The 18,563-nt window shown below is 67.0% G+C and carries 19 protein-coding genes and 1 pseudogene; 8 read left to right on the top strand and 12 right to left on the bottom strand.

Going from position 1 to position 18,563, the window contains the following annotated elements; translation table 11 throughout:
• Positions 1-607, bottom strand: a pseudogene (locus HWN72_RS10430) (pseudouridine synthase); the annotation flags it as partial.
• Between the two features lie 94 nt (positions 608-701).
• Between HWN72_RS10430 and HWN72_RS10425 the strand changes: the two are divergent.
• A complete protein-coding gene (locus tag HWN72_RS10425; RefSeq protein ID WP_081798926.1) occupies positions 702-2,012 on the top strand; it encodes an MFS transporter in 1,311 nt (436 codons plus the stop codon).
• Between the two features lie 97 nt (positions 2,013-2,109).
• Here HWN72_RS10425 and HWN72_RS10420 read toward each other — a convergent pair whose 3' ends face one another.
• The 4 genes from HWN72_RS10420 to trpB all read right to left on the bottom strand — a co-directional run bounded on the left by HWN72_RS10420 (position 2,110) and on the right by trpB (position 5,827).
• Complete coding sequence (locus tag HWN72_RS10420; protein WP_211150245.1) at positions 2,110-3,426, bottom strand: folylpolyglutamate synthase/dihydrofolate synthase family protein; 1,317 nt, start codon at positions 3,424-3,426, stop codon at positions 2,110-2,112.
• Between the two features lie 138 nt (positions 3,427-3,564).
• Entirely contained in the window at positions 3,565-4,341 is a 777-nt protein-coding gene (gene trpA / locus HWN72_RS10415; RefSeq protein WP_008833300.1) for a tryptophan synthase subunit alpha, read from the bottom strand.
• Positions 4,341-4,592 carry a hypothetical protein gene (locus tag HWN72_RS10410; RefSeq protein ID WP_008833299.1) on the bottom strand — a complete coding sequence of 84 codons (252 nt, stop codon included), beginning with the start codon at positions 4,590-4,592 and terminating at the stop codon, positions 4,341-4,343. The genes trpA and HWN72_RS10410 overlap by 1 nt, the downstream gene beginning before the upstream one ends.
• Positions 4,589-5,827 carry a tryptophan synthase subunit beta gene (gene trpB / locus HWN72_RS10405; protein ID WP_211150244.1) on the bottom strand — a complete coding sequence of 413 codons (1,239 nt, stop codon included), beginning with the start codon at positions 5,825-5,827 and terminating at the stop codon, positions 4,589-4,591. The genes HWN72_RS10410 and trpB overlap by 4 nt, the downstream gene beginning before the upstream one ends.
• Positions 5,828-6,143: 316 nt before the next feature.
• Here trpB and HWN72_RS10400 point away from each other — a divergent pair, with 316 nt between their 5' ends.
• The gene (locus HWN72_RS10400) at positions 6,144-6,611 is read left to right on the top strand and encodes an outer membrane beta-barrel protein (protein ID WP_211150243.1); all 468 of its coding nucleotides are present in this window, start codon (positions 6,144-6,146) and stop codon (positions 6,609-6,611) included.
• Positions 6,612-6,781: 170 nt separating this feature from the next.
• Here HWN72_RS10400 and HWN72_RS10395 read toward each other — a convergent pair whose 3' ends face one another.
• On the bottom strand, positions 6,782-7,423 hold the full coding sequence (locus HWN72_RS10395; protein WP_211150242.1) for a phosphoribosylanthranilate isomerase: 642 nt from the start codon (positions 7,421-7,423) through the stop codon (positions 6,782-6,784).
• A gap of 74 nt (positions 7,424-7,497) precedes the next feature.
• On the opposite strand from HWN72_RS10395, the gene HWN72_RS10390 reads away from it, so the two are divergent.
• Positions 7,498-7,896 carry a DUF4019 domain-containing protein gene (locus HWN72_RS10390; protein ID WP_211150241.1) on the top strand — a complete coding sequence of 133 codons (399 nt, stop codon included), beginning with the start codon at positions 7,498-7,500 and terminating at the stop codon, positions 7,894-7,896.
• 7 nt (positions 7,897-7,903) lie between these two features.
• On the opposite strand, the gene HWN72_RS10385 is transcribed toward HWN72_RS10390, so the two are convergent.
• The 6 genes from HWN72_RS10385 to radC all read right to left on the bottom strand — a co-directional run bounded on the left by HWN72_RS10385 (position 7,904) and on the right by radC (position 13,050).
• Entirely contained in the window at positions 7,904-8,659 is a 756-nt protein-coding gene (locus tag HWN72_RS10385; RefSeq protein WP_211150240.1) for an SIMPL domain-containing protein, read from the bottom strand.
• A 294-nt stretch (positions 8,660-8,953) separates the two neighbouring features.
• A complete protein-coding gene (gene pyrF, locus HWN72_RS10380; RefSeq protein WP_008833293.1) occupies positions 8,954-9,631 on the bottom strand; it encodes an orotidine-5'-phosphate decarboxylase in 678 nt (225 codons plus the stop codon).
• Positions 9,628-9,966, bottom strand: coding sequence for a LapA family protein (locus HWN72_RS10375; protein WP_211150239.1), 339 nt, complete (start codon positions 9,964-9,966; stop codon positions 9,628-9,630). Before HWN72_RS10375 ends, pyrF begins: the two co-directional genes overlap by 4 nt.
• Positions 9,967-10,153: 187 nt before the next feature.
• Positions 10,154-11,464: an adenylosuccinate lyase gene (purB, locus tag HWN72_RS10370; RefSeq protein WP_211150238.1), complete on the bottom strand. Its 1,311-nt coding sequence runs from the start codon at positions 11,462-11,464 to the stop codon at positions 10,154-10,156.
• Between the two features lie 94 nt (positions 11,465-11,558).
• Positions 11,559-12,308, bottom strand: coding sequence for an NRDE family protein (locus tag HWN72_RS10365; RefSeq protein WP_211150237.1), 750 nt, complete (start codon positions 12,306-12,308; stop codon positions 11,559-11,561).
• Positions 12,309-12,312: 4 nt separating this feature from the next.
• The gene (gene radC / locus HWN72_RS10360; RefSeq protein WP_211150236.1) at positions 12,313-13,050 is read right to left on the bottom strand and encodes a DNA repair protein RadC; all 738 of its coding nucleotides are present in this window, start codon (positions 13,048-13,050) and stop codon (positions 12,313-12,315) included.
• A 53-nt stretch (positions 13,051-13,103) separates the two neighbouring features.
• On the opposite strand from radC, the gene HWN72_RS10355 reads away from it, so the two are divergent.
• The 5 genes from HWN72_RS10355 to HWN72_RS10335 all read left to right on the top strand — a co-directional run bounded on the left by HWN72_RS10355 (position 13,104) and on the right by HWN72_RS10335 (position 18,544).
• Complete coding sequence (locus tag HWN72_RS10355) at positions 13,104-16,370, top strand: YdbH domain-containing protein (RefSeq protein ID WP_211150235.1); 3,267 nt, start codon at positions 13,104-13,106, stop codon at positions 16,368-16,370.
• Positions 16,371-16,417: 47 nt separating this feature from the next.
• Entirely contained in the window at positions 16,418-16,660 is a 243-nt protein-coding gene (locus HWN72_RS10350) for a YnbE family lipoprotein (protein WP_051211603.1), read from the top strand.
• Positions 16,660-17,037 carry a YdbL family protein gene (locus HWN72_RS10345; protein WP_008833286.1) on the top strand — a complete coding sequence of 126 codons (378 nt, stop codon included), beginning with the start codon at positions 16,660-16,662 and terminating at the stop codon, positions 17,035-17,037. Before HWN72_RS10350 ends, HWN72_RS10345 begins: the two co-directional genes overlap by 1 nt.
• 349 nt (positions 17,038-17,386) lie before the next feature.
• Complete coding sequence (locus HWN72_RS10340) at positions 17,387-17,707, top strand: hypothetical protein (protein WP_008833285.1); 321 nt, start codon at positions 17,387-17,389, stop codon at positions 17,705-17,707.
• Positions 17,708-17,761: 54 nt separating this feature from the next.
• Positions 17,762-18,544, top strand: a complete 783-nt coding sequence (locus HWN72_RS10335) for a F0F1 ATP synthase subunit A (protein WP_008833284.1) — start codon at positions 17,762-17,764, stop codon at positions 18,542-18,544.
• Positions 18,545-18,563 lie beyond the last annotated feature (19 nt).

Raw genomic sequence — 18,563 nt, 5'->3', positions numbered from 1 at the left:
GTGGGCCGCGATCCGAGCCGAATGCGCGATCGTCGCGGCGCGGACGATAGCCGCGTTCGCCGTCGCGGGAATCGGAGCGGGCGCCATCACGTGCAGGTCCGCTGCGATAGGTCGCATCGCGCGATCCGCCGCCTTGCGCACGCTCTGAACGCGGCGCGCCGTCGCGCCCCGGACCACTGCGGTAGGAACCGCCACGCGGGGTATCCTCACGCGGACGATCGCCACGCGGGGCGCCGGTACGGGCGCCATCGCGGGCAGCGGCATCGCGCGGACCAGCATCGCGGGAGGCGCCGTCACGCCCACCGTCTCTGGAGCCACGGCGCGGGAATTCATTGCGGAAGTCCTCGCGGCTGCCGATACGGGGGGCTTCACGGCGCCCGCGTCCGCCGCGCGGAGCGTCGCCGCGGGGCGCGTCGTGACCGTCATCGCGGCCGGTGCGGCCACGTGCACTGCCGCTTCCGGCGTTGTAGCGTGGGCCGCCATCACGCGATGCACCGCCGCGCGAAGCGCCGCCACGCGGACCCGCGCCGAAAGAGGAACCGGAATCGCGACCGCGGCCGGAGCCGCCTGATCTGCCGCCTGAAGACTTGCTGGGAGGTTTGGACATGCGTGGCCCATACCTGTTGATCGCCGCTTCATCCAGCCTTCCCTTACGGATCGCCGCCGCTAAGTTGGCGGCAACCGCAAATGAGGAGACCGGCGTGGACGCCGATACCATCGCAGAGCGTCGCAGCGTCGGGGATTCGATCAAGCCCTATTTCGAGCGGGAGTCGCTCGCCTCGTTCATGCTCGGGCTGTCCTCGGGCTTTCCTTATGCGATGATCGGCGCGACGCTGACCACGCGCCTGGCGCAGGACGGGATCGACAAGAAGACCGTCACCGCCTTCACGCTGGCGTTCCTCGTCTACAACCTCAAGGTCTTCTGGGCCTGGATCGTCGACGGTGTCCACCTGCCGGTCCTGCACCGCATGGGGCAGCGCGTATCGTGGATGCTGGTCTGCGGGGTTGCCGTGATCGCGGCGGTTCTGAATCTCGCGCTGGTCGACCCGGCGGCGGACATCGGCGCGACCGTGCTGGCCGCCGTGCTGGTGGGCGTGGCGGGCGCCAGCTTCGACATCGTTATCGACGCCTACCGCATTGAGACGCTCAAGCCCTACCAACTCGGCACCGGGTCGGGGATGAGTCAGTATGGCTGGCGCATCGGCTCGGCGGGCGCGGGCGCGCTCGCGCTGGTGCTTTCGGCGCGCTACGGCTGGGGCGTGGGCTATGCGGCATGCGCCGTCTTCGCGCTGCCCGCGATGCTCACCGCGCTGGTGCTGGGCGAGCCGGAGCGCCGCAAGGTGGTGGTCGAGAAGAAGGGGCTGGCCGAAGTCTGGTCCTCGATCGCCGGGCCGTTCGGGGAGTTCTTCCGCCGCAACGGCGCGTTTCTCGTGCTGCTGTTCATCCTCGTCCACAAGATCGGCGACACGCTGGCGAACCTGACCTTCCGCCTGCTGTTCGACGACCTCGGCTTCAGCAACGACGAGATCGCCATCTACGACATCGGCCTGGGTTTCTGGGCCTACATGATCGGCGTGTTCATCGGCGGCGTTGCTTATGCGCGCATGGGCCTCAAGCGCTCGGTGATGCTCTCGCTGGTGCTGATGGGTGTGTCGAACCTCAGCTTCGCGGCGCTGGCTGCGGCCGGGCACAGCAACTGGGGCATGGCGGGCGCCATCGGCTTCGAGAACATCGCCTCGGGCTACGGCGGCGTGGTGGTGATCGCCTATTTCTCGGCGCTGTGCGACTTGCGCTACACGGCGGCGCAGTATGCGCTGATCTCGGCCGGAGCGAGTGTGGTGGGGCGGCTTGCTACCGGCACGACGGCGGGCGCGCTGATCGAGGCCATGGGCTACGTGAACTTCTACCTGCTCACCACGGTGGCGTCGCTGCCCGGCATCGCGCTGTTCTGGTGGCTTAGCCGGACAGGGCTCGTCGATCAGGCGCTGGGGTCTGCGGGCGAGGTAGAGTAACAGCAGAAGGCCCACCCCCAACCCCTCCCGCAAGCGGGAGGGGAGCGAGACTTGGCGATTTATCGCCTAGTCGCAGCGGGATGGGATCGCCTTCGCCTCAATCCGGCACTTCGCCGTTGTCCCGCAACACCGCGCCCGCAAGGTAGAGTGAACCCGCGATTAGCACGGCGCGTGGGGCCAGCTTTTCCAGATCGCGCAGTGCCGTCGCCACATCCGGCGCGGAGCAAGTCGGCAGCGACCAGCCTGCGAACGCCTCGGGCGGGTGGCAGTCATGCCCCGGCACCGGCACCAGCGTCACGCTCTCGACCAGCCGGTGCAGCGGATCGAGCAGGGCGGCGGGGTCCTTGCCTTCGATCATGCCGAGGATCACATGCGGCGCCTGCTCCCGCTCGCGCAGGAATGCTTCCAGTGCCAGCCCGGCGTCGCGGTTGTGCCCGCCGTCGAGCCAGACCGGCGTGCCGGGGACGAGCGCGGTCAGCGGTCCGTCGCCCAAGAGCTGCATCCGCGCGGGCCAGCGCGCGGCGCGGATACCCTCGGCAAAGGCGTGAGGATCGATCTTCAGCACATCCTGCGCGCGCAGCATGGCGACGGCGAGGGCGGCGTTGTCCGCCTGGTGCGCGCCGGGCATCTCGGGCAGGGGGAGGGTCAAAGAGCCGTGGCGGTCCTCGAACCAGATGGCGTCGCGGGTGACCTGCGCCTTCCACTCGGCATCGCGCGACTGCAGCGGTACGTCCTCTGAAGCGGCGAGGGATTGCAGGAACGCGGCGACTTCGTGCGGGTAGTTCTGCGTCACCAGCGGCACGTGCGGACGGCGGATGCCCGCCTTCTCGAAGGCGATGCGGGTGAGCGGCTCGGCGGGCGTGCCGTCCTCGGGGGCGAGGAGGAAGCGTTCGTGGTCGATGCCCAGCGTCGCCATGCCGCAGACCAGCGGTGCGGGCAGCACGTTGGTCGCGTCGAACCGGCCGCCGAGGCCGACCTCGATCACGCAGACGTCCGCCGGATGGCGCGCGAAGGCGAGGAAGCTGGCGGCGATCGTCGTCTCGAAGAAGCTGACTTCGAGATCGTGCGCCGCGTCCAGCACTTCGGCCAGCAGGCTGGCGAGTTCGTCGTCGCCGACCAGTTCGCCCGCGATGCGGATGCGCTCGTTGTAGCGCACCAGATGCGGGCTGGTGATCGCGTGGACTTTGTACCCCTGCGCCTCCAGGATCGCGCGCAGGAAGGCACAGGTCGACCCCTTGCCGTTGGTGCCCGCGACGTGGAACGCGGGCGCGATGCGCAAGTGCGGATTGCCGAGGCGCGCCAGCAGCGTGCGGATCGCCTCAAGCCCGATGCGGCCTTGCGGCAGCGACAGCGCGGCAAGGCGATCGAGCTGGGCCTGAACGGCGGGGGAGTCCGACACGGCGAAGTCTTTCATGGTGTCCTCGACGGCGTCTTGCGCGTGGGGGCTTCGAGAGGCTGTGTCCGACCCTGTGACAAGCTCCGGGTGAGCGGAAGTGGCGTAAGCCTCCAACACCGCTCAGGCTGAGCTTGTCGAAGCCCCATCGGCTTGGCTCTATCGAGCGGAATGCACCGCCTCGGCGAGCGATGCGGTATAGTCCTGCAGCGGCCCGGGCGCGGCATCGCCATGCTGCTTGACGATATCGATGAAGGCCGAGCCGACGACCACGCCGTCCGCGACCTTGGCGATGGCGGCGGCCTGTTCGGGCGTGCGGACGCCGAAGCCGACCGCGACGGGAATGTCGGTGGCGGCCTTGAGCTTCGCCACCGCGTCCTCGATCGAGCCTTGCGCCGCCTGCTGCATGCCGGTGATGCCCGCGACCGAGACGTAGTAGAGGAAGCCCGAGGAGCCCTCCAGCACCTTGGGAAGCCGCGCGGCGTCGGTGGTCGGGGTGGCGAGGCGGATCAGCGACACGCCTTTTTCACGCAGCGCCGGGCCGAGGGCGGCGTCTTCCTCGCTGGGGATGTCGACGCAGATCACGCCGTCGACGCCGGCCTTGGCACATTCCTCGGCAAACCACTCGGGGCCGCGGATGGTCATCGGGTTGGCGTAGCCCATCAGCACCAGCGGCACATTGGGGTGACGCTGCCGGAACTCGGCGGCGATGCGGAAGATGTCGGCCGTGCGCGTGCCCTTGGCGAGGCTGCGCAAGTTGGCTTCCTGGATCGCCGGGCCGTCGGCCATGGGATCGGTGAAGGGCATGCCCAGCTCGATCACGTCGGCGCCGCCCGCGACGAGCGCGTCGAGGTTCGATGCGGTGTCGCCGTCGCCCCCGGTGATGAAGCAGACGAGCGCGGGGCCTTTGGCGAAAGCGGTTTCGAAGCGGGTCATCAGGAGAACAGCGTCTTTCCGGAATAGCGGAGAATGGCGGCGGTCAGGCCGACGAAAACGGCGAGGTAGGCGAGGCTGACGGCAATGTCGCTCCAGCTTCCTCGAAAGGCGAAGGCCCAGTAGTAGCCCGCACCCGAAAGGTCGAAGGAGCGCACCCGGACGAGGTCGGCGAGGACCTTGATCGCCGGGAACACCGCCATCCAGAGCACGGCGGCGTCGATCAGCGACCGTTGCCACCCGCCCTTTTTCAAAGCTCGACCCCCAGCGCCTCGGCGACGGTGAAGATATCCTTGTCGCCGCGCCCGGAGACGTTGACGACGAGCAGCTTGTCCGCGTCCAGCTCGGCCGTCAGCTGCGGCAGCGCGGCGAGGGCGTGGGCGCTTTCGAGCGCCGGAATGATGCCCTCCAGCGCGCAGCACAGCTGGAACGCTTCAAGCGCCTCGGTGTCGGTGATCGGCACGTATTTCACGCGGCCCGCCTCGTGCAGCCACGAATGCTCGGGGCCGAGGCCGGGGTAGTCCAGACCGGCGCTGATCGAGTGGGCTTCGGTGATCTGGCCGTCCTCGTCCTGCAGCAGGTAGGTCTTGTTGCCGTGGAGGATGCCCGGACGCCCGCCCATCAGCGAGGCGGCATGCTGGCCGCTCTCGATGCCGTGACCGGCGGCCTCGATGCCGACCATCGCCACGTCCGCGTCGTCGAGGAAGGGGTGGAACATGCCGATCGCGTTCGATCCGCCGCCCACGGCCGCCACCAGCATGTCGGGCAGGCGGCCTTCGGCTTCGAGAATCTGCTCGCGCGTTTCGGTGCCGATCACGCTCTGGAAGTCGCGGACGAGTTCCGGGTACGGGTGCGGACCTGCGGCGGTGCCGATGATGTAGAAGGTGTCGTGGACGTTGGCGACCCAGTGGCGCAGCGCCTCGTTCATCGCGTCCTTGAGCGTTTCCGCGCCGCTGGTGACCGGCACCACTTCGGCGCCGAGCAGCTTCATGCGGAACACGTTGGGCGCCTGGCGCTCGACGTCCTTGGCGCCCATGAAGATCGTGCAGGACAGGCCGAAGCGCGCCGCGACGGTGGCGGTGGCGACGCCGTGCTGGCCCGCGCCGGTCTCGGCGATGATCTTGGTCTTGCCCATGCGCATGGCGAGCAGAACCTGCCCGATGCAGTTGTTGATCTTGTGCGCGCCGGTGTGGTTCAGATCCTCGCGCTTGAAGTAGATCTTCGGGCCTTTGCCCTCGGGCGCGAGCTTTCGGAAATGCTCGGTGATGCGCGGGGCGGGATAGAGCGGGCTGGGGCGGCCGACGAAATTCTTGAGCAGATCGTCGAACTCGGCCTGGAACGCCGGGTCCAGCTTCGCGGCACGGTATTCCTTTTCCAGGTCGAGGATCAGCGGCATCAGCGTCTCGGCGACGTAGCGTCCGCCGAACTGGCCGAAGTGACCCGACTCATCGGGATACGAACGAAGCGAATTGGGGCTCTGAACGGTCATGATCCGGCGCTTGGCAGACCCCCCCGCGCTTGTCCAGACGCCTTGAGGAGAGGGGCCATGTTTGCCCCGGGAACGCCGGAAAACCATGCGTGCCTACAGGGGCTTGGTGATCGCCTGGCGGACATTCAATTGCAAACAATGCAACTGAAAATCGGCAAAAGCACCTAACCGGCATAAACTGCAGTTTTGTGACGTTTTGAACGATTCCAAGAATTTACCGTTCATCTGACTGAAAGGTGACGGGGTCCAGCGGCAGGGCTCCCGACGATAACCCCGATGAGGGTCGGGATCGCAGGAATACTTGGAGTTATATAATATGCGTATTGCACTTGTTTCGCTCGCCGCGGTTGCTGCCGTGGCCGCTGCCACTCCCGCCCTGGCCAACGAGGCTCGCGTCGAAGCACGCGGCGGTGTGATCTGGGACGGTAGCAACAGCGACGCAGTTGCAGGTGTCGCCGCCGGCTACGACTACGACCTGGGCGACAAGCTCTTCGTGGGTGTGCAGGGTTCGGCCGACAAGATCCTGACCGACAACACCCGCGTTTCGTGGGGCGCTGGCGGCCGCATCGGCGTGCAGCCGATCCCGGGCACCAAGGTCTACGCGCTGGCCGACTGGCAGTCGAAGAACTGCAAGTACTGCAACAGCGCCGTGGGCGTCGGTGGCGGCGTCCAGCAGGACGTGGGCTCGCGCTATTACGTGAAGGCCGAATACCAGCACCTGCTGGTCGGCGACAACACCCCCGACGCCGACCGCGGCCTCGTGGGCGTGGGCGTCAAGTTCTGATCCCACGGATCTGATCGCTGCGAAAGCAGTGTAAGCCAGGAAAGGGGCGGTCCGACGGGCCGCCCCTTTCTTCGTCAGGCCTTCGTCATTGCGAGCGTAGCGAAGCAATCCAGGGCAATCTTGAGTCGCCCTGGATTGCTTCGCTACGCTCGCAATGACGAAAGGTTGGGTCAGGCCGATCGAACCGCCGCGCAGAAGGCGGCGATGCGCGCCTCGTCCTTCACGCCCGGCGCGCTCTCCACGCCCGAGGAGGTGTCGACCAGCGGCGCTCCTGTCAGCAGGATGGCCTCGGCGACGTTCGCCGGGTCGAGGCCCCCCGCGAGGCCCCATGCCAGCGGTCCCTTCCAATTCGCGACAAGGCCCCAGTCGAAGCTGAGGCCCATGCCGCCGGGCAGGGCGCCCTTGGGCGTCTTGGCGTCGAAGAGGACAAGATCGGCGGCGCCCGCGTAGGCGTTCGCGCGGGTGACGTCGTCGGCGGTGGCGACGGACAAAGCCTTCCATACGGGGATGCCGAAGCGGGCACGCAGCTGCGCGGCGCGTTCGGGCGTCTCGGACCCGTGGAGTTGCAGCGCGTCGAGCTTCGCCGCGCCCACGGCCTCGCCGAGCAGCGCGTCGTCGGCGTCCACGAACAGGCCGACGCGGCCGATCCGGTCCGCCGCGCGCTCCGAAAGCTGCGCCGCCTGCACCGGGCTCACCGCGCGCGGGCTCTTGGAGAAGAACACCAGGCCGATGTGCGCGGCGCGGGCGCGGATGGCCGCTTCCAGCGAAGCGGCGGTGCTGATACCGCAAATCTTGATTGCCGCTGTTGGCATATGCGCGCCTTGCCCTAAGCTGCGGTCCTGCATGAAATGAAGGACGTGAAGTGAATCGGTTGGGCCGCTATCTAATGCCAATCGCAGCCGCGGCAATGCTCGGCGGCTGCAGCGTGAAGGAGTCGATCCAGCAAGCCGACGCCGAAGTGGTCCGCTTCCACCAGGCGCTGGACGCAGGCCGTTCGCAGGCGATCTGGGATGCCACCGGGCCGGACATGCGCAAGGCCACCACACAGAAGCAGTTCGTCGCCCTGCTCGACGCGGTCCATCGCAAGCTGGGCAACGTGAAGTCGAGCAAGCAGGTCGGCTGGAACCGCAACGCCAGCACCAACGGCAGCTTCACCACGACAACCAACGAAACCGTGTTCGAACGCGGTAGTGGAACCGAGCAATTCGTGTTCCGAAAAAGTGAAGCCGACAAGCTCGCGCTCGTCGGCTATCACATTCAATCGAACGAGATGATGGTCAATTGATGGTCGATCACGGCGCCAGTTCGAACTGCACCGTCACATTGACGTTCATCTCCAACTCGCCCGCAGCGACCGGCGGCGGCGCGGCGGCGGCGACCATGTCACGGGCCTCCTTGCGCACGAACATCACCGGCTGCGGCGAATAACCGCCGCTCTCGCTGATCGAGACGATGCGCGCGACCCGCAGGCCCGATGCCTTGGCATAGAGTTCGGCGCGGGCACGGGTGGACTTCATCGCCTCGACACGCGCCTCGTCCATCGCCGCCTCGGGCTGCGAGAGCATGAAGTTCGGGCCGTTGACCTGGTTCGCACCGGCGGTGACGAGCGCGTCGATCACCTTGCCCATGTCCTGCAGCTTGCGCTGGCGGACCGAGACCGAATTGCTCGCACGGTAGCCGACAATGCGCTGCTGGCCGTCGTCCTCGTAAGAGCCATCGGGCAGGCGCTTGGGCTGGGCATAGACCGGATTGACGTTGAGGTTGCTGGTCTGGACATCCTTGTCGGCGATCCCGGCCCGCTTGAGCGCGGCGATCACCTTGGTCATCTGCGCCGAGTTGGCCGAAAGCGCCTCGCTGGCAGTCGTGCCCTGCGTGGTCACACCGGCGCTGTAGTTCGCCATGTCGGGCTCGCGCGTGGACGAACCTTCGGCGGTGACGGTGAGCATCGTGTGCCCCGCCTCGATGGCGGGAGCAGGGGCCTGCTGGGCGAAGGCGGTAGGGGCGGATGCTGCCATAGCCGTGGCGGCGAGCAGGCTCAGGGTCTTCATAATGGGGTCGCACTCCCGGGGGTTGTTCGGTGGACAACAATCTGGACGGAGCGAGGTTGCGAAGGGCTGAACGGTGAAGTGTGCGAATGTTAAGGTGAGAAGAGGATGAAGCAGGGGTTTACCACCCCTGCACCCCGTGACCCGTCGAGGTCGGGCGCGCAGCATCGTCATGCAATGAGGCTGCGTCGGGAGACCAATAGCCTGCGGCGCAATGTGGACGCGACGCTGCTGCGCGCACAACGATGACAGTAAAAGGGTCTGGGGCGATGGCCCCAGAATCCTCTTTTTCCGTTCTTAAAGAGTAGCCTCGATAGCCTTCGCCGCTGCGAGGGGATCCTCCGCGCGGCTGATCGGCCGTCCGATCACGAGCACGCTGGCGCCTGCATCGCGGGCTTCGCGCGGGGTGACGGTGCGCTTCTGGTCGCCGACTTTGCCGTCTGCCGGGCGCAGGCCGGGGACGACGAAGTAGCCGTCCTTCCACTGCTTGTGCACCGCGCCGACTTCGTGGCCCGAGCAGACGATGCCGTCGAGCCCTGCGGAATGGGCGAGGTCGGCGAGGCGCAGGGCCTGGTCGTAGGGGTTGGCGTTGACGCCGATGGCGGAGAGGTCGTCGCCGTCGAGGCTGGTGAGCACGGTGACGGCCACGACCTTGCAGTTTTCACCGGCGGCGGCCTTGGCGTCTTCCATCATGGCGCGGCCGCCGGCGGCGTGGATGGTGACGATGGAGGGCTGCAGCACATGGATCGCCTGCATGGCGCCGGCGACGGTGTTGGGAATGTCGTGCAGCTTGAGATCGAGGAAGATGGGGAGGCCCACCTTGTGCAGTTCATGGACGCCGTGGTGGCCGTGGGCGCAGAAGAATTCGAGGCCCAGCTTGATCCCGCCGATATGGCCCGAGACCTTGCGCGCCAGCGCTTCTGCGGCGTCGAGGCGAGGGAGGTCGAGGGCGAGGTAGACGGGATTGCGGTTCATGACTTCTCGATTTCCGACGGGGTTTCGATTGGGGTGACGGGCACGGTTTCGTGCGCTTCGGCGAGCGAGGGCATCGAGGTGGCGCGCAGCGAGTTCTCGAGGCTGGCGATGCGGCGGTTGAGCCGCCAGCGCACGGCGCGCAGGTAAGCCCACACCGGCAGCATGCCCAGCCCGAAGAAGAGCAGCGCGACGACGCCGACCGGCCATTCGAAGTGGAAGTAGTTGCCGTCTGCCAGAGGCCAGAAGTTTACCGGCACTTTGGTCCAGTTCATCGCGATGAATGCGACGAGCACGGCGGTGAGCACGACCCATGCGATGGTGCGGATGACCTGCATTGTTCCTCCTGCTTTCCCGGCGATGCTAGGCGTGAATTTTCCGCAAGGGAAGGGATTCCGCCGTCGTCCCGGACTTGATCCGGGACCGCTGGCCGAGAACAACATTGCTCTCGGCCAGGCGCCTTATCGACAGCGCGCATCTAAAGACAGCCAGCGGTCCCGGATCAAGTCCGGGACGACGATCGGCTCAGCCGAACACGCGGGCGAAGATCGTGTCGACGTGCTTGAAGTGGTAGTCGAGGTTGAACTTGTCCTCGATCACTTCGGCTGGAAGGGCGGCAGCGACTTCGGGGTCAGCCTTGAGCAGTTCGAGCAGCGAGAGCTGGCCGTCCGATTCCCACACCTTCATCGCGTTGCGCTGGACGAGGCGGTAGCTCTCGTCGCGGGTCAGGCCCGCCTGCGTCAGCGCCAGCAGCACGCGCTGCGAGTGGACCAGGCCGCCCATGCGGTCGAGGTTCTTCTGCATGCGCGCAGGATAGATCAGCAGCTTGTCGATCACGCCGGTCAGGCGCGCCAGCGCGAAGTCGAGGGTGATCGTCGCGTCGGGGCCGATGAAGCGCTCGACCGAGGAGTGCGAGATGTCGCGCTCGTGCCACAGCGCCACGTTCTCCATGGCGGGGACGACGGCCGAACGCACCACGCGTGCGAGGCCGGTGAGGTTCTCGGTGAGGACCGGGTTGCGCTTGTGCGGCATCGCCGACGAGCCCTTCTGGCCGGGCGAGAAGTATTCCTCGGCCTCCAGGACTTCGGTGCGCTGCAGGTGGCGGACCTCGACGGCAAGGCGCTCGATCGAGCTGGCGATGACGCCCAGCACGGCGAAGAACATCGCGTGACGGTCGCGCGGGATGACCTGCGTGGAGACCGGTTCGATCCCGAGGCCCAGCTGGTCGGCGACGTACTGTTCCACTGCCGGGTCGGTATTGGCGAAAGTGCCGACCGCGCCCGAGATCGCGCAGGTCGCGATTTCCTCACGCGCGAAGACGAGGCGCGTGCGGCACCGGGCGAACTCGGCATAGGCTTCGGCGAGCTTGAGGCCGAAGGTGACGGGCTCGGCGTGGATGCCGTGGCTGCGGCCGATGGTGGGGGTGTACTTGTGCTCCTCGGCGCGGCGCTTGATCGCGGCGAGCAGGGCGTCGAGGTCGGCGAGCAGGATGTCGGCGGCCTTGACCAGCTGCACGTTCAGCGTGGTGTCGAGCACGTCGGAGCTGGTCATGCCCTGGTGCATGAAGCGCGCCTCGGGGCCGACCTGCTGCGCCACCCAGTCGAGGAAGGCGATGACGTCGTGCTTGGTCACGGCTTCGATCGCGTCGATCGCGGCGACGTCGATCTTCGGGCTGGTCGCCCACCAGTCCCACAGCGCCTTGCCGGCGGAGGCGGGGACGGTGCCCATCTCGCCCATCTTGACGGCAGCATGGGCCTCGATCTCGAACCAGATGCGATAGCGGGCTTCGGGTTCCCAGATCGCGGTCATCGCGGGGCGGGCGTAGCGGGGGACCATGTTCGACTCCTTGCAGCTGACGCGGGTATCGGCCAATTCGTGCCGGTGCCGCTAGGCGGCGCGGGCGCGAAAGGCAAGGCGCTTGCGCGGCGATCTACCGGCTTCCGATGCCGGGCCAGGCGAAGTCGATCCGGACGTCGCCGGTGCGGGCACCGTCGGCATCGAAGCTGCGCTCGGCGATCGCGCCCCGGCCTGCGCGGTCGATCATGATCACCGTGCTGCACCGCGTACCGTAAGTCGCATCGCGGATGAAAACCGGCGCGAAGCGCGGTTCGGGGCCGAGTTCGGGGCGTGCGGGCGCCGGTGCGGGTGTCTCGTCGCGCAGCGCGTCGAGGAGCGGCGCGGGATCGGACGATCCATTTTCCAGCCACCGTTCGATCGCTTCCCCCACCTGCAGCGTCTTGGGCCAGGGCACGTCGAAACCGCCGTTCGACAGCCCATGGATTCCCGGAGACAGCGGCCGCGCCTCGACCTGCGGGTGATTGGTGAGGAACGAGGCCTCGCCCGTATCGGCCAGGATCAGGTTGAACGGATTCATCTGCGCCATCGCGTCGGTCAGCGTGTCCGGGAGCGCGCCCTCCAGCAGATCCGTTACCAGCTTCCCGCGCGAGGGACGGCCGGGCTGCGAGCCTTCCGGCACGCGGTAGTTCGTGACGAGGGCGAAGCGGCCTTCTTCGGTGACGCCCAGCCAGGTGCCGCCGCCGGTGAGGTCGGTCCCGGCGATGATGCCGTCCGGCCTGTGCGCGAGCGGCGCGGCGGGACGGGCATGGAACTCGTCGCGGTTGCCCGCCACGACGAGGAGCCAGTCGGGATGGGCATCCCAGGCGACGGCCGCGACGCACATGGTGTCAGATCAGTCCCTTGGCACGCAGCGAGACGTGGCCCTCGCGTCCGATCACCACGTGGTCGTGAACGGAGACGCCGAGCAGCCGCCCGGCCTCGGCGATGCGGTTGGTGATGTCGATGTCCGCCCGGCTCGGCTGCGGCGAGCCCGAAGGGTGATTGTGGACGAGAATCAGCGCCGTGGCGCCAAGGTCGAGCGCGCGGCGGATCACCTCGCGCGGGTGGATCGCGGCCTCGTCGATCGAGCCTTCGCCGACGAGGTCGTCGAGGATCAGCATGTTGCGGGCATTGAGATAAAGGACGCGCACGCGCTCGACCGTCAGGTGCGCCATGTCGATCGTCAGGTAGTCGATGAGCGCGTGCCACGAGGACAGCACCGGCGCCTCGCGCACTTTCTGGCGGGCCATGCGGGTGGCGGCGACGGTGACCACGCGCAGTGCCGCGGCGGTAGCCTCGCCCATGCCGGGATGGGCGGCGAGGGCGCGCGGCTCCGCCTGCAGCACGCCGGCGAGCGAGCCGAAGCGATGGATCAGGCTGCGCGCGAGCGGCTTCATGTCGCGGCGCGGAACGGCCTGCATCAGCAGGAGTTCAATGACCTCATGATCCGCCAGAGCCTCCGCCCCGCCATCGAGCAACCGCTTGCGCAACCGTGCGCGGTGGCCGCTCGAATCATTGGCAAAATCGCCGCGCGCTTCCCTGAGGGGGAGGGGGCGTTCATCGAAGAGGGGAGGTTGTCCGTCCATGCTGCGTACAAACAATTGCCTTTCCCGTCCGCCCGGCGCAAGTGAACGATCGGATGTCGCAAGAGATCGACCAGACCCCGGACACCGACGAGGCCGCTACCGGGGGCCATTCTTCGCGTGGGCGCTTTCGAAGCGGCCACAGTTGGCGCAGGCGCTGGGGCGCTCCCGTGCTTGTGGTGGGCGGCCTGCTGGCGGCGGCGCTGGGTGCTGCCTGGCTATCGCGCGAGGAGATCGCGGCGAACCTCATCGAGCGCGAACTCGATTCGCTGGGCCTCGATGCCCGCTACGAGATCGTGCGGATCGGACCCTCGGAGCAGGTGATTCGGAACCTCGTCATCGGCGATCCGGCGCGGCCGGACCTGACGGTGCAGGAACTGCGGGTGGCGACGCGCCTTTCCTGGGGACTTCCCGGTATCGGCCGGATCACCGTGGTGAAGCCGCGCCTCTACGGTTCGTGGCGCGGCGGCAAGGCCAGCTTCGGCAGTCTCGACAAGGCGCTGTTCAGCGGCAAGGGCGGGCCGTTCGAGATGCCCGACCTCGACCTTGCGGTGGTCGACGGGCGCGCCCTGATCGACAGCGACCACGGCCGCATCGGCGTCAAGCTGGCGGGTGAAGGCGAACTGCGCGGCGGGTTCTCCGGCGAACTGGCGGCCTTGTCGCCCGCGCTCACCGGCGGCGGCTGCTCGACCGGGCGCGCGACGATTTACGGAAAGCTGACGACGTCTGCCGCCAAGCCGCGCTTTGAAGGGCCGGTGCGGCTGGAAAGCCTGTCGTGCCCGTCGCAGGGGTTGCGGCTGGCCAGGGCCGGTGTGCAACTGGACGTGACGCTCGACGAAGCGCTCGACGGGGCTTCGGGCAAGCTCGGCCTTTCCGCCGGAGCCGCGCGCTTCGGGGTTCAAAAGCTGGCTGGAGCGAGCGGCTCGGGGCGGTTCACCTATCGCGGCAACGCCTTGAGCGCGACGTACCGGGTTACCGGGCGCGGACTCGACACGCCGCAGGCGCGGATGCGCGAAGTCACCCTCGAAGGGCGCGCGCGCTCCACCGGCGGCATCGCGCGATTCGATGTGGACGCGGACCTCACCGGCAGGGAACTGGCGCTTGGCAATACCGTGGACCGCGCACTGCTCTCAGCGCAGCAGGCGGCCGCCGGAACCCTCGGCGCGCCGATCACGGCGCAAGTGCGGCAGGCGCTCGGCCGCGAGATGCGCGGCAGTACGATCAACGCGGGCCTCCTCGTGCGCAATTCGCGCGAGGGCCTGAGCGTCGTCGTCACGCGCGGGTCGCTCAAAGGCGGCAGCGGAGAATCGGTGCTTTCGCTCTCGCGCGTGCAGGCGATGTTCGGCCGCAAGGGCGGCGTGCCGCGGGTGAACGGCAACTTCACGACCGGCGGGCGAGGGCTGCCGCAGGCGTGGGGGCGGATGGAGAGCGGCGACGACGGCCACCTCGCCATGCGCGCGACGATGACGGATTACCGCGCCGGATCGGCGATGGTCGGCGTGCCGAGGCTGTCGCTGGAGCAGGCGCCAGACGGCGCGCTCTCGTTCAACGGGCAGGTCACTCTCAGCGGCGATCTTCCGGGCGGCAACACGCGCAACCTGCAGCTTCCGGTCGATGGCCGATGGGGCGCGGACGGCAGGCTCGCCGTGTGGCGCCGCTGCACCGACGTCGCCTTCGATGCCCTGAGCTTCTCCAACCTGACCATCGACAAGCGCAAGCTGACCCTGTGCCCGGCGCGCGGCGGCGCGATCGTGGAAGGGCGCCCCGACAACCTGCTGCTCGCGGCAGGCATGACCGCGCTCGACTTGTCCGGACACCTTGGCGAGACGCCGATCCGCATCGCCAGCGGGCCGCTCGGCTTCGCGATGGGCGGGGGCAGGCCCGGTGTCATCAAGGCCAGCGCCATCAACGTGGCGCTTGGCCCGGCGGACACCGCATCGCACTTCCTCGTCAGCCATCTCGACGGGCAGATCGGCAAGGACATCGCGGGCACCTTCGATCAGGCCGACATCAGCCTTGCCGCCGTACCACTGGACATGCGGCAGGCTGCGGGCCGCTGGCGCTATGCCGGCGGTGTGGCCTCGATCGAGGGCGCGCAGTTCACGCTGGTGGACCGCCAACAGGTGGCACGCTTCCAGCCGATGGTGGCGCGCAACGCGACGCTGCAACTGGCCGACAACCGCATCACCGCGCAGGCCCTGCTCCGCGAGCCGGGCAGCGACCGGGCGGTCGTCCGCGCCGACATCGTCCACGATCTGTCGAGGGCCGACGGTCATGCGAATCTCGCCGTCGAGGGGATTGTCTTCGACGACAAGCTGCAGCCCGACGCGCTCTCGCGGCTGGTGCTGGGCGTGGTGTCCGACCTCAAGGGCGTCGTGCGCGGCACCGGGCGGATCGACTGGAACCCGAAGAGCGTGACCAGCCGTGGCCGCTTCTCCACCGACGGCGTCGACTTCGCAGCCGCTTTCGGTCCGCTACGCGGGCTGTCGGGCGAGGTGGTGTTCACCGACCTCCTCGGCATGGTTACCGCGCCCAATCAGTACGTACGCATCGCCTCCATGAACCCGGGCATCGAGGTGACCGACGGCACGCTCTCCTACGAGATACGCCCCGGCTACAACCTCATCGTCCACGGCGGAAAGTGGCCGTTCATGGACGGTACGCTGACGCTCGATCCGGCGAAGATGCAGATCGGGGCGGCGGAGACGCGCTACTACACGCTGCGCGTCACGGGCCTCGACGCGGCGGACTTCGTGCAGCATCTCGAACTCACCAACATCAACGCCAGCGGCATATTCGACGGCGAGCTTCCGCTCATCTTCGACGAAAACGGCGGCCGGATCGAAAACGGCTTCCTGCGCTCGCGCGATCCCGGCGGCAACGTTTCCTACGTCGGCGCGCTGACGTACAAGGACCTGTCGGCGATGGGCAATTACGCCTTCGACGCGCTCAAGTCGGTGAATTACAAGAAGATGGAGATCGGGCTGGGCGGTTCGCTCTCGGGCGATATCGTCACGAAGATCAGCTTCGACGGGCTCAGCCAGGGGCAGGGCGCCAGCAAGAACTTCATCACCAAGCAGATCGCGAAGCTCCCGCTCCGCTTCATCGTCAACATCAAGGCGCCGTTCTTCAGCCTGTTCGGCTCGATGCGTTCGCTCTACGATCCGACGTACGTGACGGACCCGAGGGTGCTCGGCCTGCTCAATACCGACGGGACGCGCTCGACCACCGCGCCCGATGCGACGCTCAATCTGGCGCCCCCCAAACCGACTTCGGCTCCATCCGGCGCTATTCAGCCTCCAGTCAGCGAGAAAAAGCCATGATGCCCTCGGAATTGACCGGAAGCCCTCCGGCTGCGACAAGCCCGGCGATGATCGACGGGTATTCGACAGAGCAGCAGGTGGGCACACGGTCCGGCAGGCGCGCCGTTCGCGCCGCAATGATGGCCGCGACGGTGATGGCGGTCGCTTTCGGCCTCGGAGGCTGCATTCAGGTTGCAGCACCCGACAAGCCGATCGTGATCGAACTCAACATCAACATCCGGCAGGAAGTCGTCTACCGCCTAGCCGCCGACGCGGCCAAGACGGTGGACGAGAACAAGGGCATTTTCTGATGACGAGCATTCGTTTCATTGCCGCCGCAGCCGTAACGGTTCTCGCCGTCGCCGGTGCGTCCACGGCTTATGCGCAGCGCTCGCCGGAATACGTCGCTGCGCGCGCGGCCGGGCAGGTCGGCGAGCAGCGCGACGGCTATCTCGGCGTGATCAGCGGCGGCGGGGACATCTCCGCCATGGTCCGCGACATCAACAACAAGCGCCGCTCGGTCTACACCACTGCCGCTCAGGGCAAGAGCACCATCGAGGAATACGCCTTCACCACCGGCTGCAAGCTGATCCGCGACACCAAGCCCGGCGAGAAGTACCAGGGCCTCGACGGTTCGTGGAAGACGCGCGGCGCCGGTGCGCCGGAACTGGACCCGCGCTGTCCGTGACATTGATATCCATGAGGCGGTGAAAACGGGGCGCGGCCAAAAGTACTAGGTCTCAGGCGTTCAACACTTTCGTCACCGCACTGACGAATCAAGAAAAGGCCGGAGGCGGGCACGCTTTTCCGGCCTTTTTCGCGTCCATTCCGGCTGCATCGCCATTGCGGTATTGGGTGGATCGCCGCGGTTCTACTTCATCCGTGTCGCATCTTCGCCCCGTGTCCTGTCAACAACAGGCGCTGAGGAGCCGCCGCCCCGGTTGACTCGGGATAAGCCCCACCCTAAGGGGCCGGTGCTCTTGGCGGGCAGCCGTCGTTTGTGTCTAACGTTCCTGTCATCGTGAGGAGGACGTGACATGACCGACGAGCAACCTGCACGAGACCCTGTTGGCGAGGATGCGCGCATCGATTCGCTCGACGAAAGGCTGAAGGCCCTTCGCGAGCGGGAAGAGGAACGCAACCGACCGAAAGCCGGCGCGGAAACCGATGCGAGCTATCGCATGGGCAACCGGGTGCTTTCGGAATTGCTGGGAGGTGTCGCGGGCGGTCTGTTCCTGGGATGGCTCATCGGCCATTTCAGCGGATATATGGCCTTGAGTCTGATGGTGATGCTGTTCGTGGGAATTGGTATTGCCTTCAGGAACATACTAAGGATTACGAACCAGCGTCCTGACTGACCCGCGAATTGGGGAGTGGGGCGCTGTAGTTCAATAGGCGACAGGGGTAATCGCGTGGCAGCCGAAGCGAAGCTCGATCCGATGCACCAGTTCCAGCTTGAAAAGCTGGCGGGCGCGGACTGGAACATTGCCGGTTACAATATCGCCTTCACCAACAGTGCGCTGTGGATGGCCATCGCCACCCTCGCGCTGATCGTGTTCGTTGCGGGCGGCATGAAGCGCCAGCTGGTGCCCGGTCGCTGGCAGATGGCGGTGGAGACCTTCACCGGTTTCATCGACGGCATGCTCGCCGCGAACGTCGGCAAGAACGGCAAGAAGTACGTTCCGTACATCTTCTCGCTGTTCATGTTCATCCTTTTCGCGAACTTCCTCGGCCTGATGCCGCTGGGCGTGCTGGGCGTTCACGCCTTCACCTTCACCAGCCACTTCTCGGCCACGGGCGTTCTCGCGGTGCTGTCGTTCTCGATCGTGCTGATCGTCGGCTTCGCCAAGCACAAGCTGCACTTCTTCTCGCTTTTCGTGCCGCACGGTACGCCGGCGCTGATGATCCCGATCATCTTCGTGGTCGAGCTGATCTCGTTCCTGGTGCGCCCGTTCAGCCTCGGCCTGCGACTGTTCGTCGCGATGATGGCCGGCCACGTGCTGCTCGAAGTGCTTTCCAGCTTCGTGATCTCGGGCGGCAACAATGGCCCGATCATGTTCGCGATCGCCGGCATTCCCAGCTTCGTGCTCATGGTCGGCATCTGCGCGCTGGAACTGCTGGTCGCCGGCATCCAGGCTTACGTCTTCGCTCTTCTCACTTGCGTCTATCTCAACGACGCCGAGAACCTTCACTGATCATCTTTTTTCGCCTCAC

The sequence above is a fragment of the Novosphingobium sp. HR1a genome (assembly GCF_015594425.1).
GTDB lineage: Bacteria > Pseudomonadota > Alphaproteobacteria > Sphingomonadales > Sphingomonadaceae > Novosphingobium > Novosphingobium resinovorum_A.
Note: the sequence above shows the minus strand (reverse complement) of the source record. Positions and strands in the feature narration are given on the sequence as shown.

What these genes read in the sequence shown, in the direction of transcription:
- HWN72_RS10420 (WP_211150245.1), bottom strand. Translation starts at nt 3,426, where the DNA reads ATGAAAGACTTCGCCGTGTCGGACTCCCCCGCCGTTCAGGCCCAGCTC.
- trpA (WP_008833300.1), bottom strand. Translation starts at nt 4,341, where the DNA reads ATGACCCGCTTCGAAACCGCTTTCGCCAAAGGCCCCGCGCTCGTCTGC.
- trpB (WP_211150244.1), bottom strand. Translation starts at nt 5,827, where the DNA reads ATGACCGTTCAGAGCCCCAATTCGCTTCGTTCGTATCCCGATGAGTCG.
- HWN72_RS10400 (WP_211150243.1), top strand. Translation starts at nt 6,144, where the DNA reads ATGCGTATTGCACTTGTTTCGCTCGCCGCGGTTGCTGCCGTGGCCGCT.
- HWN72_RS10395 (WP_211150242.1), bottom strand. Translation starts at nt 7,423, where the DNA reads ATGCCAACAGCGGCAATCAAGATTTGCGGTATCAGCACCGCCGCTTCG.
- HWN72_RS10390 (WP_211150241.1), top strand. Translation starts at nt 7,498, where the DNA reads ATGCCAATCGCAGCCGCGGCAATGCTCGGCGGCTGCAGCGTGAAGGAG.
- HWN72_RS10385 (WP_211150240.1), bottom strand. Translation starts at nt 8,659, where the DNA reads ATGAAGACCCTGAGCCTGCTCGCCGCCACGGCTATGGCAGCATCCGCC.
- pyrF (WP_008833293.1), bottom strand. Translation starts at nt 9,631, where the DNA reads ATGAACCGCAATCCCGTCTACCTCGCCCTCGACCTCCCTCGCCTCGAC.
- HWN72_RS10375 (WP_211150239.1), bottom strand. Translation starts at nt 9,966, where the DNA reads ATGCAGGTCATCCGCACCATCGCATGGGTCGTGCTCACCGCCGTGCTC.
- purB (WP_211150238.1), bottom strand. Translation starts at nt 11,464, where the DNA reads ATGGTCCCCCGCTACGCCCGCCCCGCGATGACCGCGATCTGGGAACCC.
- HWN72_RS10365 (WP_211150237.1), bottom strand. Translation starts at nt 12,308, where the DNA reads ATGTGCGTCGCGGCCGTCGCCTGGGATGCCCATCCCGACTGGCTCCTC.
- radC (WP_211150236.1), bottom strand. Translation starts at nt 13,050, where the DNA reads ATGGACGGACAACCTCCCCTCTTCGATGAACGCCCCCTCCCCCTCAGG.
- HWN72_RS10355 (WP_211150235.1), top strand. Translation starts at nt 13,104, where the DNA reads ATGTCGCAAGAGATCGACCAGACCCCGGACACCGACGAGGCCGCTACC.
- HWN72_RS10350 (WP_051211603.1), top strand. Translation starts at nt 16,418, where the DNA reads ATGATCGACGGGTATTCGACAGAGCAGCAGGTGGGCACACGGTCCGGC.
- HWN72_RS10345 (WP_008833286.1), top strand. Translation starts at nt 16,660, where the DNA reads ATGACGAGCATTCGTTTCATTGCCGCCGCAGCCGTAACGGTTCTCGCC.
- HWN72_RS10340 (WP_008833285.1), top strand. Translation starts at nt 17,387, where the DNA reads ATGACCGACGAGCAACCTGCACGAGACCCTGTTGGCGAGGATGCGCGC.